Genomic DNA, 13,790 nt, shown 5'->3' with positions numbered 1-13,790 from the left:
TGATCTACCCGAATTACAATGTATTCGCCTGCGCATGCAGCAGCTGTGTCTTCTGGATTTTTATTCTCTTACCCACGCGCAAGGCCAGCCAAGCTGCTGGCAGCATTCCTAGGCCGGCGAAAATATAGGGTGCATCGATACTGACCGTAGAGAACAACGCACCAGCAATCAGCGGCCCGACGATACGTGCAAAAGCACTTAGTGCGCCATTAAGGCCTAGCAATGCACCTTGCTGTTCCGGTGTGCTGGCCAGAGATATCAGGCCGGAAATGGCAGGCTGCGTTATCGAAAGGCCAATGACCGTGAACACGGTAATGCCGACCAGCCAGGCTCCATTGGGCATGAAAATCTGGAAAAACATCGCCAGACCAGCAAGCACGAGGCCATAGGCAAGGGCATGGGCTTCGCCGAAGCGTTCAACGAATTTGCCTGCCAGGACAGCTTGATTGAAAGCAGATAGCGCCCCGATCATGGTGAAAGTCAGGCCCACCTCATGCGGCCCCCAGTCAAATCGGACCTCAGCCCAGATGGCATAGGTTGCTTCCATCGCTGAGAAGGCTCCGGTAGCGACCAGAGTGGTCAGCAATACCTGTCCGATTATAGGGTGGCGCATTGCGTCGAGGATCTTGGCCTGTTGCTTTTCAGCACGGGCGATATGAATGCGACTCTCTTTGAGGAAAACGATGGTACCAATTACCGCTATCGCACTCAGAAGGCCGGCGCATAGCAAAGGGGGGCGGTATCCTGCAGTTCCAATCCCTTCAATGACAAGCAGACCGCCAATTGCAGGGCCTGCCATGAAACCGAGGCTGAATGCAGCCCCGACAAGCCCGAGGCGGGCGGTGCGCTTTTCAGGTGGTGTGATATCCGCGACATAGGCTTGGGTTACACCCATGTTGCCACCAGCAATGCCGCCGACCAGCCGCAACAGAAGGGCTGTGTAGTAATCGGTCGCATAGGCCAATGCGATATAAGAAATTCCGATCGCTGCGACGGTTAAGAGCAGGACAGGTTTGCGGCCAAAACGATCAGAAACCCTGCCCCACAAGGGCTCTCCGATGAACTGCCCGACTGAATATGCGGAGAACAGAATGGTTATTTCCCAGGCAGGAGCACCGAAGCTTTGCCCATAAAATGGCAGAAGCGGAATAACGATACCAAAGCCGGCAATATTGATGAAAGTTATCAGCAACAAAACGATGAGCGTGCCGTTGCCAGCATCCAGCTTTACATTGCGCGATTGCACGTCATTTCCCTGTTTGCTTTTAACATTAATATGCTCGCGCTGAGAGCGCGGTTGGCCACGTTTTTCAGGCCTATAGCTTCACCGGCGAGTGAGGTCTTGCACTTATGCGCATTATTTGTGGGTCAGAATTATTGGATGCGTTTGACGCGAACGGCTGATTGTTTGCCAACGCTCATCAGATAGCTTCCCAGTGATGCCTTGTTGATGCTGACCTGCGACCCCTTGCGTGGCGGGTTGAATGAAAAGGGAACACTTTCTGAAAAGAGCCATTGCGCGCCGCCTTCCAGTGTAACCAGATAAATGCCAGGTTCACGCTTGCTGACTGACGCCACGCGGGCGGTCAGGCTTTGTTGGTCCGCAGGTGGCTTGGCAAACCGATCCGGGTGCCGCACATCATTGGCCCCAAAGCCTTCAGAAACTGACCGTTGATTGTGTATTGGAGGTGTGTCCGCAGGTGATGCCTTCGGGTGTTGCTGCATAGCCGTTGAAGAGGGGCCACTGCGAAGGTTGTTGTCAAAACAGGCGAGGCGCGCAGTTGGGTCTGCAACCTTGGCGCATTCTCGCAAAATACTGAGCACTTCACGGTCAGTCATTTGTCCGATGGCTGGTGAACTGGCCAAAGTGAGGGCACCGCAACCGGCAATCACGATGCTACCGAGCCGGATATTCATTGCAAACTCTCCTCGAAATACCAACCCTACCGTTGGATCGGGCGGCTTGTGATCGGGATTGGCCTCTTTCCGGTCTTTTGCCGGATAAGCGCACCGATCCCGATTTGTTATCAGCGGGTTGCCTGACCGTAGCGTTCCTGGTCCATCTTGTTGCGGGCAGCGATATATTTATACATCGCTTGAGCGCGCTTTTCCTGACCTTCCTTGTCAGAATTTGCTGGTGGCAAAGCATCCAGAGCTTGCTTGAAAATGGCTTCCATGCCCTCACGCGCTTCAGGATAGGGAATGATGTAGAAGCGGTTTTCTTCAATCGCCTCTTTCACATGACCGGCGAGTTCTTCCGGTTCCATGCCTTGCGAATAGATTTCCTGAAGCGCCTTGATTTCATTTTCATCAACGTCAAAGCCGCTGTCGGCATATTTTTCAGGGCGGGTGAACACGCTTTCGGCAATATTGGATTTGATATTGGCGGGCGCTAAAACGCTGACCCCAATGCCGTAATCTTTCAGCGCGTCGCGCATGGCCATGGTGATGCCGTGGACTGCAAATTTTGAAGCTGAATAAATGCCTGCGCCGCTACTGGCCATAAAGCAGCCGAGCGATGCCGTGTTGACGATATGGCCACCTTGGCCATGTTCAATCATTCGGGGGACAAAGGTTTGCATCAGATTGACCACGCCGTTGAAATTGACGTCCATGATCCAGTCGTAATCAGCATAGGTTGCTTTTTCGAGCGGGCCGAAGATCGAAACACCTGCGGTGCCGAACAGCATGGTCACCGGGCCGAGTGCGGCTTCCACCTCATCAGCAGCGCGGGAAAAGGCGGTACGGTCTGTGATATCGAGCACGACACCGTGGCACGTGATGCCTTCGTTTTTCAACTCACCAATCGCTTTTTCAACTGCATCGGCGCGGATGTCAGCGATGGCAATTTTGCAGCCTAAGCGCCCGAAAACCTGAGCCTGACCAAAGCCAGCGCCGCTCGCTCCGCCGGTGATGAACGCCGTGCGCCCTTTGAATTCAAATGCCATTCTATCCTCTCCCAAGTAAGTGCTGAGCTGTCTCTCAGGCCAGTCCCAATTCCTGATCCGTGGCGGCATGGCCCCATTTGTCACGCGGTGGCATGGGGCGATTTTGCCAGGGTATATCAATCGTAAAGCTCGAAATTGTGCGCCCTTCAGGGATTTTTCCGTTCCCACCGCCTTGGCTGTAATCGTAATAGAGTTTGATCAGCTCTTCATAGGAATGGTGCCGCTGGGCGACCGGGTGATGCACGCAAGCCTCCCGCCAGCGCAGCGCCCGTTTGGCCTCAGTTGGCGGGGTGTAATCTTCATAATATTCGAGGAACCACAAGCGCTTGAACATCGGAGTGAAAGCAATTTCTGCCCAGCCGAAATCTTCCCAAAGCCAATCACGATCAGGCGCATAATAGCTCAGAAAAGCGTCCAGCTTGAGCCATTCCTGATCCATATTGGAGGCAAATTCGGCGCGTTTTGCAGGGTCGCGGTTGAGGATCATCTTATAGCCAGCGCCGGTAAAGTTCATGTCTGTCGCGCAGAGCATTCCTTCGATGGCGTGTTTGAACGGGTCGCTGTGGGCGATGCGTTTTTCCGGAAAGCGCTCATCAAAATAGCGCATGATCACAAGGCTTTCCTTGAGAGTTTCGCCATTTTCCAGCTCTAGAGCGGGGAGGGAGGTCGTGCCTCTGGTGCGTTCGAGTAGCCAATCTGGACGAGGTTTGGAAATGTCTATTTCCATATCTGCAAGGCTGTCGCCGCAGCCTTTCAGATCCAGCAAAAGTTCGACCCTTTCGGAGAAGGGGCAGCCGGGAATGTGATACATGATCGGCTTATTCCCCTTAGGCGGAGGGGATTGGATCGAATGGTCTGACATTGATGCGGTCTCTCCTGACGGTGCGTGTTTTCACTGGGGCTACCAGAGAACAAGCCATCGCGCCAAGGTAAGATTGATAATGTCCGAATAATAATTTGTAATGTGAAGCAAGGGCCGATCGGCTCAAAAGAACCGACCGGCTCCTGAAAGATGTCAAGAGTGACCTAACGGTGCCTGAAAAGCCTCAAGCGGGCTGTTTTGTGGTGTCGCCATCACGCAGCTTGTAATCCGCTTCGATGCTTTTGAAGAGTGCGGTGATATTGCCTTCTCCGAAACCTTCGTCACCCTTGCGCTGGATGAACTCGAAGAACACCGGACCGAAGGTCAATTGCGAGAAAATCTGCATCAAGAGTTTTGGTTTGCCACCAGCAGTGGTGCCGTCCACCAAAATGCCGCGCTTCTTCAATTCCTCGACCGGCTCGCCATGCCCGGGCAGGCGCTCTTCCAACTGATCGTAATATGTGTCCGGCGGAGGTGAAGCGAAGGCCGTGCCCTTTTGCTGCAAACTGTCGAGCGAGGCGTAAAGATTATCGCTGTCGAAAGCGATGTGCTGGATGCCTTCGCCATTATATTCGCGCAGGAATTCGGCAATCTGCCCCTTTTTGTCGCTCTTGCCTTCTTCATTGATCGGAATGCGGATTTTGCCATCGGGGGCGGCCATGACCTTGGTGTTGAGGCCGGAATATTCGCCCGTCACATCAAACTGGCGGAATTCGCGGAAACCGAAGATCCGGGCATAGAAATCGGCCCAATGGGCAATGCGCCCCTCATGCACATTATGCGTGAGGTGATCGATCGTTTTGAAGCCGGCGCCGGGTGGGTTGCGTTCCACCCCTTCTTCAAAAATGAAGTCGATATCGTAAAGGTCAGGACCGTTTCCAGCGTGGCGGTCAATCAGATAGATGAGCGAATTGCCAATGCCGCGAATGGCGGGCAGTTTCAGTTCCATCGGGCCGGTTGGAATGTCCACCGGTTCTGCCCCGCGTTCGAGTACCGTGGCGTAGGCATGGGCGGCATTGTCCACCCGGAATGCCATCGCGCAGATCGATGCTCCATGCTCGGCCGCGAAATAGGCCGCAGGCGATTTCGGCTCATAATTGGCGATCAGATTGATCCCGCCCTGCCGCCAGAGTTGGACGTCCTTGTTGCGGTGAGAGGCGACTCGCGAGAAGCCCATCGCTTCAAATTTCTTTTCCAGCACGCCCTTTTCAGGAGCGGTGAATTCGAGAAATTCAAAGCCATCCAATCCCAATGGATTTTCGATCAAATTATCTGTTTTCTGGGTCATAGTTACATTTGTAACCTGTTTGTCTATGAGCTTCAAGCGTGAAGCCGTGAGATGCGCAACATTCGGCGGATAAATCCCACAATTCCACGCTATTAAGCTTGAACTGAAGCTCTAAATATGATTCTCTCTACCTATGTCGCAAACCATCTCCAACCAATTCAAAATACGGGAAAAGCTGAGCCAGTTTGGTGCCTTGGGCTATTTGCTCGTTTTGGGCGGTTTGGCCCTAGTTGGCCCATATGGTGTGCTGGCATGGGGGGAAAATATCTCCGTGCTTGATAAGCGTGAGCATCAGATCGCAGAATTGAAGAAGGAAAAGGCTGAGCTGAAAAATCGCGTGGCTCTGCTCAATCTCAATCACGCCGATCCTGATCTGGTGACGGAACTCATGCGCGAAAATCTGAATGTCGCGCATCCTGACGAATATATCATCGAACTCGACCACCCTTGAGCGCTAAGCTTGGAGGGTTTTATATGTTTCAAACTGTGTGTTGTGCAGATTGCACGATACCGGGCGTTGCCAGCGTGACATTACTAAGCTTATAGGCAACACGTAAATGAGCGTGCCGCAGTTGGTGCGGCGCGAGAAAGGGATAGACGTTTTGGCCAAACCAGCCTCCGCCAATTCCGGTACGGGCAAGCGTGCCGCTTCTTCCGGGAAGTCCACTGCGAAGACAGAAGGCGCCCCGCAGGACGAAGATTTCGCTCTGCACAGCCTGCAGGAAGAGTTCGAGAAATCGAAGCGTTACAAGCCAAGTGAAGAGGAACTGCTCAAGTTTTATGAGCAGATGCTGCTGATCCGCCGCTTTGAAGAGCGCGCCGGCCAGCTTTACGGCCTGGGATATATCGGCGGCTTCTGCCACCTTTACATCGGCCAGGAAGCTGTTGCAGTTGGCTTGCAGTCTGTTCTCGAAGAGGGGAAAGACAGCGTTATCACCGGCTATCGTGACCATGGTCACATGCTGGCCTATGGTATCGACCCCAAGATCATCATGGCGGAACTGACCGGTCGTGAAGCTGGTATCAGCCACGGCAAGGGCGGTTCTATGCACATGTTCTCGACCGAGAAGGCCTTTTATGGTGGCCATGGTATCGTGGGTGCGCAGGTGCCATTGGGTGCCGGCCTTGCGCTGTCACACCAATATAAGGGCGATGGTGGCTTGTGCGTTGCCTATTTTGGTGATGGCGCCGCCAATCAGGGCCAGGTCTATGAGACCTTCAACATGGCGAGCCTGTGGAACCTGCCGATCATCTTCGTGGTTGAAAACAATCAATATGCGATGGGCACTTCGGTCAAGCGCAGCTCGGCTGAAACACATTTCTACCGCCGTGGCACCGCATTCCGCATTCCGGGCATGAAGGTGAACGGGATGGATGTGCTCGAAGTGCATCAGGCAGCGCAGGTTGCTGTGAAGCATGTACGTGAAGGCAAAGGGCCGGTTCTGATGGAACTGGAAACCTATCGCTATCGCGGCCACTCCATGTCCGATCCGGCGAAATATCGTACGCGTGAAGAAGTGCAGGGTGTGCGTGAAACCAGCGATCCGATCGAGCATGCCAAGAAGGATCTGCTCGAAATGGGTTATGACGAAGAAAAGCTGAAACAGCTCGACAAGGATATCCGCGCGAAGGTTTCCGAAGCGGCTGATTTTGCGGAAAATTCGCCTGAACCTGAAGCAAACGAACTCTACACCGATGTTCTGGTGGGTAATTACTGATGGCTATCGAACTCAAGATGCCCGCGCTCTCTCCAACGATGGAAGAGGGCACTCTGGCCAAATGGCTCGTGAAGGAAGGCGACACTGTCGCATCCGGCGACATTATCGCTGAAATCGAAACCGATAAGGCGACGATGGAATTTGAAGCGGTTGATGAAGGCACGGTTGGCAAGCTGCTGATCGAAGAAGGCGCTGAAAACGTCAAAGTCGGCACGGTTATCGCCATGCTGGCAGAAGATGGTGAAGATGCTTCTTCACTTGAAGCGCCTGGCTCTTCACCAGCGCCGTCTTCTTCGGATGACAGCTCTGGCGATGATGCAAAATCATCCAGCGCCAGCGAAGCTGAAATCATGACCAAATCGCAGCCGAAGCCGAAGGTTTCGGACCCGGAAATTCCGGCCGGCACCAATATGGTCAAGGCAACCGTGCGTGAAGCGCTGCGTGATGCGATGGCCGAAGAAATGCGGCTTGATGAACGCGTCTTCGTGATGGGTGAAGAAGTTGCGGAATATCAGGGTGCTTATAAGGTTACTCAGGATCTTTTGCAGGAATTCGGCCCCAAGCGCGTGATCGATACGCCGATCACCGAATATGGCTTTGCCGGTATCGGTACAGGCGCGGCGATGGGCGGGCTTCGTCCCGTGGTCGAATTCATGACCTTCAACTTCGCCATGCAGGCGATTGACCACATCATCAACTCGGCAGCCAAGACAAACTATATGTCCGGCGGCCAGATGCGGTGCCCGGTGGTATTCCGTGGGCCAAACGGCGCGGCCAGCCGCGTGGGCGCACAGCACAGCCAGAACTATGCACCGTGGTATTCCGCCGTGCCGGGTCTGGTGGTGATTGCCCCTTATGATGCTTCGGACGCCAAGGGCCTCCTGAAAGCCGCCATTCGTTGTGATGACCCCGTGGTCTTCCTCGAAAATGAACTGCTTTACGGCAAGAGCTTCGAACTTGCGCAGCTTGATGATCATGTGTTGCCGATTGGCAAGGCGCGCATCATGCGTGAAGGCTCAGATGTTACCATCGTGTCCTATTCAATCGGTGTGGGCCTTGCGCTCGAAGCGGCTGAAAAGCTGGCCGAAGAAGGCATTGATGCCGAAGTCATCGATCTGCGCACCATCCGTCCGCTGGACAAGGAAACGGTGCTGGAAAGCCTGGCCAAGACCAACCGCCTGATCGTGGCTGAAGAAGGCTGGCCGCAATGTTCGGTCGCGTCTGAAATTCAGGCGATTTGCATGGAAGATGGGTTCGACAATCTCGATGCTCCGGTCCTGCGCGTTTGCAACGAAGATGTGCCGCTGCCTTATGCGGCCAATCTCGAAAAGATGGCGCTGATCGATTCTGATCGCATCATCAAGGCAGCCAAGAAGGTTTGCTACGTCGATTGATGGAACAGCCATTCGGCAGCGCGCAAGGGCCGCCGGGTGAACGTATAATGATCGCCCGGCCAAGCGGAAGGAACTCTCCGCCTGGCCGGGCGATTGACATTTGAAGCTCCCATTTTCCAAGGAACAGGCCGCGCCGATATGGCCGATAATCTGGTCGAATCTCTTCCCCTGCCGCAACGTCTGGCGCTGACCTATGCACCTGCTCGCACTCGTGCGCAGACATTGGCCGCATTGGCGCTCGACACGCGGCTGTCGCAATTGGTTGCCCAAAAGCGCGAGATCGTGTTGGCGCAGATGCGGCTTGCATGGTGGCGTGATATGTTTGCCAAACCGGTGGACCAATGGCCCAAGGGCGATGCAGTGTTGGGTGCGCTGAAGGATTGGCCGGAATTCGACAGCCTGATCGGGCTGGTGAATGGCTGGGAATTGCTGCTGAAGGAAGAGCTAGACGATGAAGCGCTCAGCGGCTTTGTCGATGGTCGTGCGGCGCTGTTTTCCGGGCTTGCTCATCATGTTGGTGAGCCGGCGGCGGCCCCCAAGGCAGCTCAAGCCGCCAGGATCTGGGCGCTGGGGGATCTGGCCACTAATATAGCTAACCCAGAAGAAAAGGCGCGTGTTTTGGCGCAGGCCGAGGTGCTGATGGGCACGAAAATCTCTCTGCCACGCGCCTTGCGCACGCTTTCGGTTTTGTCCGGCCTTGCTCGGCGCGCAGTGTCACAAGGTGGGACAGCTCTGCTGGATGGGCCGGGAAGCGGGTTCAGCGCCTTGCGGATCGGGCTGATCGGCAGGTAAACTCCTCGCAGCCTTTGGGGGAGGCTGCACAATGAACCGTCTTATTCTGGGTGCCTTTGTCACGATGATCCTGCTGGGGGTGGGGCTCTTTTGGCTGGAAGGGCGCGCGCAGGTGGAACAGGGAGCACCTCCGCCTGATCCTGTGGCCGAGGAAGATCTGGATCGTTTCGCTCTGGCAGAATTACCCGAAGCCGATGTCACCGGAATGGAGGGGCCAACCCCGCCTGAGGCGAGCGAATTGACCCGCGAACAGCGGCGCTTCTTTCGTTATGATTATGACCGCAACTGGCGGATTACCCGTCATGAGATGCTTGCTAGCCGCACGGCAGGATTCCGCAAGCTTGATGTGGATGGCAATAATCTTCTGACCTTTGAAGAATGGGCTGTCACGACAGTCGATAAATTTGAAGGCGCTGATGCTGACGGGGATAATCAGCTCACCCCGGCTGAATTTGCCACCACCGCCCCCAAACCTGCAAAACCGAAACCCCGCTGCGGCTGTTAGCCGGATCAGGCAGGCACGCTTTCCATGGATTGCAGCCATTCACCGAAATCGGCCTTGCCGCGATTGGTATAGGCCTCCTTGCGCTGTTTCTTGCCGACATCATGCATCGGTGGAAACAGACCGAAATTGACGTTCATCGGCTGATAGGTTTCCGCTTCTGCGTCACCAGTAATATGGGAGAGAAGGGCACCCATCGCGCTGCTGGGCGGTGGTGAGCGCCATGCGCGGCCCTGCAATTCTGCCGCCGCCATCATCCCTGTGATAAGGCCAATGGCTGAACTTTCCACATAACCTTCGCAGCCCGTGATCTGCCCGGCAAAACGGATATGCTCCGCGCCTTTCAGGCGAAGCTGGCGATCGAGCAGCACAGGTGAATTGATGAAAGTGTTGCGGTGAAGCCCGCCAAGTCGGGCAAATTCAGCATTCTGAAGCCCCGGAATAGTACGAAACAGTTCAACTTGCGCGGCATATTTCAGCTTCGTCTGGAAGCCGACCATATTCCACAGCGTGCCAAGCTTATTGTCCTGTCGCAATTGCACCACGGCATAGGGCCAGCGGCCTTGCGGAAATTCGGGCGTTGCCGTGCGCGGGTCATCCAGGCCGACCGGCTTCATTGGGCCAAAGCGCAAGGTTTCCACCCCGCGTTCGGCCATCACTTCAATCGGCATACAGCCATCGAAATAGGGCGTGTCCTTTTCCCATTCCTTGAACTCGGTTTTTTCGCCTTCCATCAAACCCTTATGGAAGGCGTAATATTCTTCCTTGTTCATCGGGCAATTGATGTAATCCTTGCCTTCGCTACCGGGGCCGGATTTCTTATCCCAACGCGATTGCATCCAGCAGATTGACATGTCGATGCTGTCGTAATGCACGATGGGGGCAATGGCATCGAAAAAGGCGAGGCTTTGCGCGCCCGTTGCCTTGCCAATGCTTTCAGCCAGTGATGCTGCCGTCAGCGGGCCAGTGGCAACAATCGTCAGGCCTTCAGTGGGTAGCGTATCGATTTTTTCGCGTACCACTTCCACATTGGGATGTTCGCCAAGCCGCCTTTCCACTTCGGCGGAAAAGACATCGCGGTCCACCGCAAGGGCAGAGCCAGCAGGCACGCGGCCCACTTCAGCCGCACCCATGATGATCGAATCGAGCCGCCGCATTTCATGGTGCAGCAGGCCAACGGCATTCTTTTCATCATCATCGGAGCGGAAGGAATTGGAGCAGACGAGTTCCGCCAGCGCATCGCCTTGATGGGCCGCCGTGCGTTCACCGCCTCCGCGCATTTCGGACAGGCGGACCTTGATCCCGCGCTGGGCCAATTGCCAAGCTGCTTCACTTCCGGCGAGACCGCCACCGATAATATGGACCTGATGTGTCATGCCGCAGCCTATAGTGTGCCGCAGCCTTTCGGCCAAGCCTTCAGGCGTCTTGCGCGCGGGAGAGCAAAGCCGCATGAAGCATTTCGGAGGAACTGATGCCCAAACGCGCTTTATCTGAAAAACGGCCCATTCTGCTTGCGAGCATCGCAGTGGCGCTTGCCTTTTATTATCTGCGCTTTGAGCCAATCCCGGAGATGTATCTGATCCCGCTGAAGGGCGCGGCCGTTGGGCTGTTGGCGCTCTATGCTTATTGGCGGCACCCCGGTGCAGATGCCCGCCTTGTGGCCTGGGTAATGGGCTTTGGCGCGGCGGGTGACATGGTCTTGCTGATCGATACGGAAGTCGCAGCATGGCTGTTTTTTGGCGGCTTCCTCTTTGCGATAGGCCTCTATTTGCGCCATCGGCGGGCGGTCATGGCCCAGTCGCAAAAGGCCGTGTGCATCGCGCTGCTGGTTATCACGCCACTGGTGTGCTGGCTGCTGCCGGTGGATCGGGCCTCCTCCACCTCTTTTGTGCTCTATGGCCTGACTCTTGGCGCGATGGCCGCAGCAGCATGGGCGAGCAATTTTCCGCGTTACCGTGTGGGGGCAGGGGCGGTTCTGGTCCTCCTCTCACATCTGCTCATTATTGCAGGAATGGGACCATTGGCGACCAGCGCTGCAACAGAGATTTTCGTCTGGCCAATCTATTACCTCGGACAGTTTCTGATCTGCACCGGGGTGATCCAGAGTATGCGCAAGCGTGAACCGCAATTGCGGGTGGTCCGCACACATTAATGAAGAGGCGGGCGCTTCTGATCACACCCGCCTCTCTTTCCATTGTTAGAATTTATAGCTGATCGTGCCCATGATATTGCGTGGTTCGCCAACGAAACAATCGCCACGTGCAAGGCATGATGCGTAATAATTCTTGTTCAACAGATTGGTAGCATTGACCCGCAAGCTCCAGTTTTGCCATGAAAGTTCTGCCAAAGCATCGACCAAGGTGACATCATCAGTGGTGATCGTCCAGATAGGGCTGATGGAATCCTTCTTGCCGACATAACGCACGCCCCCGCCAAAACGAAGTGAGAGGTCATCCTTTAGTGCGATAGTTTTGGTGGACCAGATCGAAGCGGAATTTCTCGGCAGATAGTTGAAGCTAGCCGTGTCACTGACCTTCACCTTATTATAGGCGTAGTTCACCAGCAGATCGAAATTGCCCGGCAAGCGATGGGTGGCTTCGAATTCTACGCCTCTGGTGGTGAGTTCACCGGCCTGTATCTGAAACAGCGGATTGGCCGGATCGCTGATCGGGCGGTTGCTTTCCTTGATGTAAAAACCTGTGACCGTGACCAGCGTGTTATCTTCAGGCTGCCATTTGATGCCTGTTTCATATTGCGTGCCACGTTGCGGTTTGAACGGTGAACCATTGGACAGTGTGCCGCTAATAGGCTGGAAGCTCTCAGTATAGCTGAAGAATGGCGAGATTCCTGCCACCAGCTCACCGATAATGCCTGCCCGGAAGGTTGAGGCATTATACTCATTGCCGGCAGAATCAGTCACATGGTCACGGCGAAAGCCGAAGACTGTTGAGACGCGATCCCACAGCCGGATCTGGTCCTGCACGTAGAAGCCAAGCTGCTTTTGCGATGTTGAATTCCAGTCCCCTGTCACTTCCGGGGTGGCGATGGAACTGCGATCAATGTCGTAAAGGTCAATGATATTGGACGTGTATGCCGCTTTTTGGCGAACCTTGTTCCAGGAATAGTCGATGCCTGTCAGCAGCGTATGTTTCACGGCTGCGCCGGTGTTAAAATGGAACTGAAGGTTGTTGTCGGTCGAGAAGACATTCAGCCGGGCAGGGCTATTACTCGCTGTAAGGCTAATAAGTCGACCATCGCTACCAGCCACGTAAGGGTTTGTCGGATTGCTGTAACTGTTAGGATAATGTGTGCGATAATCCACGTCGCTATCAATATAGCGCGCCTTAAGGCTCAGTTGCACTGCATCGCTAAAGCGGTGGGTGATGTTGCCACCGCCTTGCAACAACCGACCATCATAGCGATCCCAGCCGGGCTTTCCGACAAAGGTTGAATTGGCGAGACGAGGCTTGTCGCCATTGGGCTTCAATGTCCCGATGATGGGCAGAAATTGCGATGTCGAGCCGCTATCATCTTCCTGATAGAGCCCCATCAGCGTGATATCTGTATCGGGTGTCGGCTGCCAGCGGATGGAAGGTGCAAACATCACCCGGTCATCCGGCACATAATCTACATGCGTATCTGCATCACGGGCCTTGCCGACCAGCCGCACGGCCAGTGTATCGTTCAGAGGAACATTGAGATCGGCGCTGATTTCCTTACGATTGTGGCTGCCATAAGTCGCTGACACCTCTTCCCCGGCTTCAAAGTAGGGCGTTTTAGAAACGAGATTGACGATCCCGCCTATCGAGCCTTGTCCGAACAAAACAGATGCCGGGCCACGTACAACTTCGACGCGGGAGAAATTATAGGGGTCAGCGGTGATGCTGGCGTAATAAGAGAAGATATCGCGCATACCGTCGCGGAATTGCAGAGCGCTGATGCCGCGAATGGCGAAGCCATCGGTACGGGTGTCCCGGCCATAAGTTGCAGTGTCGATTCCGGCGGTATAGCGCACCGTATCGCTAATCGTGATGGCCCCCTGATCCTGGTACATATCAGCCGTGACCACGCTAATCGGCTGCGGTGTTTCGATCAGCGGAGTTTCGGTTTTGGTGCCAGCGAATGTCTGTTCCGCTTTTGCGCCTGTCACGATGATTGTGTCGCGATCGGCAGAAGCGTCAGCGCTTGCGTCTTCGGCAAAAGCACTCCCGGTGTTCAGGGTGGCTAGCGCAGTTCCAGCCAATGCGATGATGCGAAGATGTTTCATGTATGAGCCCTTCCTGATG

Annotated in this window: 13 protein-coding genes; 6 read left to right on the top strand and 7 right to left on the bottom strand. The window is 54.9% G+C overall.

Annotated features, from left to right (window positions below; all coding sequences use genetic code 11):
• Window positions 1-13: 13 nt before the first annotated feature.
• The 5 genes from GRI39_RS04260 to hppD all read right to left on the bottom strand — a co-directional run bounded on the left by GRI39_RS04260 (window position 14) and on the right by hppD (window position 5,098).
• Entirely contained in the window at window positions 14-1,246 is a 1,233-nt protein-coding gene (locus GRI39_RS04260; RefSeq protein WP_160738401.1) for an MFS transporter, read from the bottom strand.
• Between the two features lie 128 nt (window positions 1,247-1,374).
• On the bottom strand, window positions 1,375-1,917 hold the full coding sequence (locus GRI39_RS04255) for a hypothetical protein (RefSeq protein WP_160738400.1): 543 nt from the start codon (window positions 1,915-1,917) through the stop codon (window positions 1,375-1,377).
• Between the two features lie 110 nt (window positions 1,918-2,027).
• A complete protein-coding gene (locus GRI39_RS04250) occupies window positions 2,028-2,948 on the bottom strand; it encodes an SDR family NAD(P)-dependent oxidoreductase (protein WP_160738399.1) in 921 nt (306 codons plus the stop codon).
• Window positions 2,949-2,982: 34 nt separating this feature from the next.
• On the bottom strand, window positions 2,983-3,810 hold the full coding sequence (locus GRI39_RS04245; RefSeq protein WP_246204857.1) for a glutathione S-transferase family protein: 828 nt from the start codon (window positions 3,808-3,810) through the stop codon (window positions 2,983-2,985).
• Between the two features lie 184 nt (window positions 3,811-3,994).
• Complete coding sequence (hppD, locus tag GRI39_RS04240; RefSeq protein ID WP_160738398.1) at window positions 3,995-5,098, bottom strand: 4-hydroxyphenylpyruvate dioxygenase; 1,104 nt, start codon at window positions 5,096-5,098, stop codon at window positions 3,995-3,997.
• A 133-nt stretch (window positions 5,099-5,231) separates the two neighbouring features.
• Between hppD and GRI39_RS04235 the strand changes: the two genes are divergently transcribed.
• From GRI39_RS04235 to GRI39_RS04215, 5 genes are all read left to right on the top strand, one after another.
• Window positions 5,232-5,549, top strand: a complete 318-nt coding sequence (locus tag GRI39_RS04235) for an FtsB family cell division protein (RefSeq protein WP_160738397.1) — start codon at window positions 5,232-5,234, stop codon at window positions 5,547-5,549.
• A 106-nt stretch (window positions 5,550-5,655) separates the two neighbouring features.
• On the top strand, window positions 5,656-6,816 hold the full coding sequence (gene pdhA, locus GRI39_RS04230; RefSeq protein WP_160738396.1) for a pyruvate dehydrogenase (acetyl-transferring) E1 component subunit alpha: 1,161 nt from the start codon (window positions 5,656-5,658) through the stop codon (window positions 6,814-6,816).
• On the top strand, window positions 6,816-8,210 hold the full coding sequence (locus GRI39_RS04225) for a pyruvate dehydrogenase complex E1 component subunit beta (RefSeq protein WP_160738395.1): 1,395 nt from the start codon (window positions 6,816-6,818) through the stop codon (window positions 8,208-8,210). Before pdhA ends, GRI39_RS04225 begins: the two co-directional genes overlap by 1 nt.
• Before the next feature lie 138 nt (window positions 8,211-8,348).
• On the top strand, window positions 8,349-9,002 hold the full coding sequence (locus GRI39_RS04220; RefSeq protein ID WP_160738394.1) for a hypothetical protein: 654 nt from the start codon (window positions 8,349-8,351) through the stop codon (window positions 9,000-9,002).
• A 31-nt stretch (window positions 9,003-9,033) separates the two neighbouring features.
• The gene (locus GRI39_RS04215) at window positions 9,034-9,507 is read left to right on the top strand and encodes an EF-hand domain-containing protein (protein WP_160738393.1); all 474 of its coding nucleotides are present in this window, start codon (window positions 9,034-9,036) and stop codon (window positions 9,505-9,507) included.
• Between the two features lie 5 nt (window positions 9,508-9,512).
• On the opposite strand, the gene trmFO is transcribed toward GRI39_RS04215, so the two are convergent.
• Entirely contained in the window at window positions 9,513-10,880 is a 1,368-nt protein-coding gene (gene trmFO / locus GRI39_RS04210) for a methylenetetrahydrofolate--tRNA-(uracil(54)-C(5))-methyltransferase (FADH(2)-oxidizing) TrmFO (RefSeq protein WP_160738392.1), read from the bottom strand.
• Window positions 10,881-10,975: 95 nt separating this feature from the next.
• Here trmFO and GRI39_RS04205 point away from each other — a divergent pair, with 95 nt between their 5' ends.
• Window positions 10,976-11,656, top strand: coding sequence for a lysoplasmalogenase family protein (locus GRI39_RS04205; protein WP_160738391.1), 681 nt, complete (start codon window positions 10,976-10,978; stop codon window positions 11,654-11,656).
• A 45-nt stretch (window positions 11,657-11,701) separates the two neighbouring features.
• Here the strand turns inward: GRI39_RS04205 and GRI39_RS04200 are convergent, their stop codons facing one another.
• Entirely contained in the window at window positions 11,702-13,771 is a 2,070-nt protein-coding gene (locus GRI39_RS04200) for a TonB-dependent siderophore receptor (protein ID WP_160738390.1), read from the bottom strand.
• Window positions 13,772-13,790 lie beyond the last annotated feature (19 nt).

The organism is Altericroceibacterium indicum (genome assembly GCF_009828105.1).
GTDB classification, from domain to species: Bacteria; Pseudomonadota; Alphaproteobacteria; order Sphingomonadales; family Sphingomonadaceae; genus Altericroceibacterium; species Altericroceibacterium indicum.
This window is presented reverse-complemented; position numbering and strand designations above follow the sequence as displayed.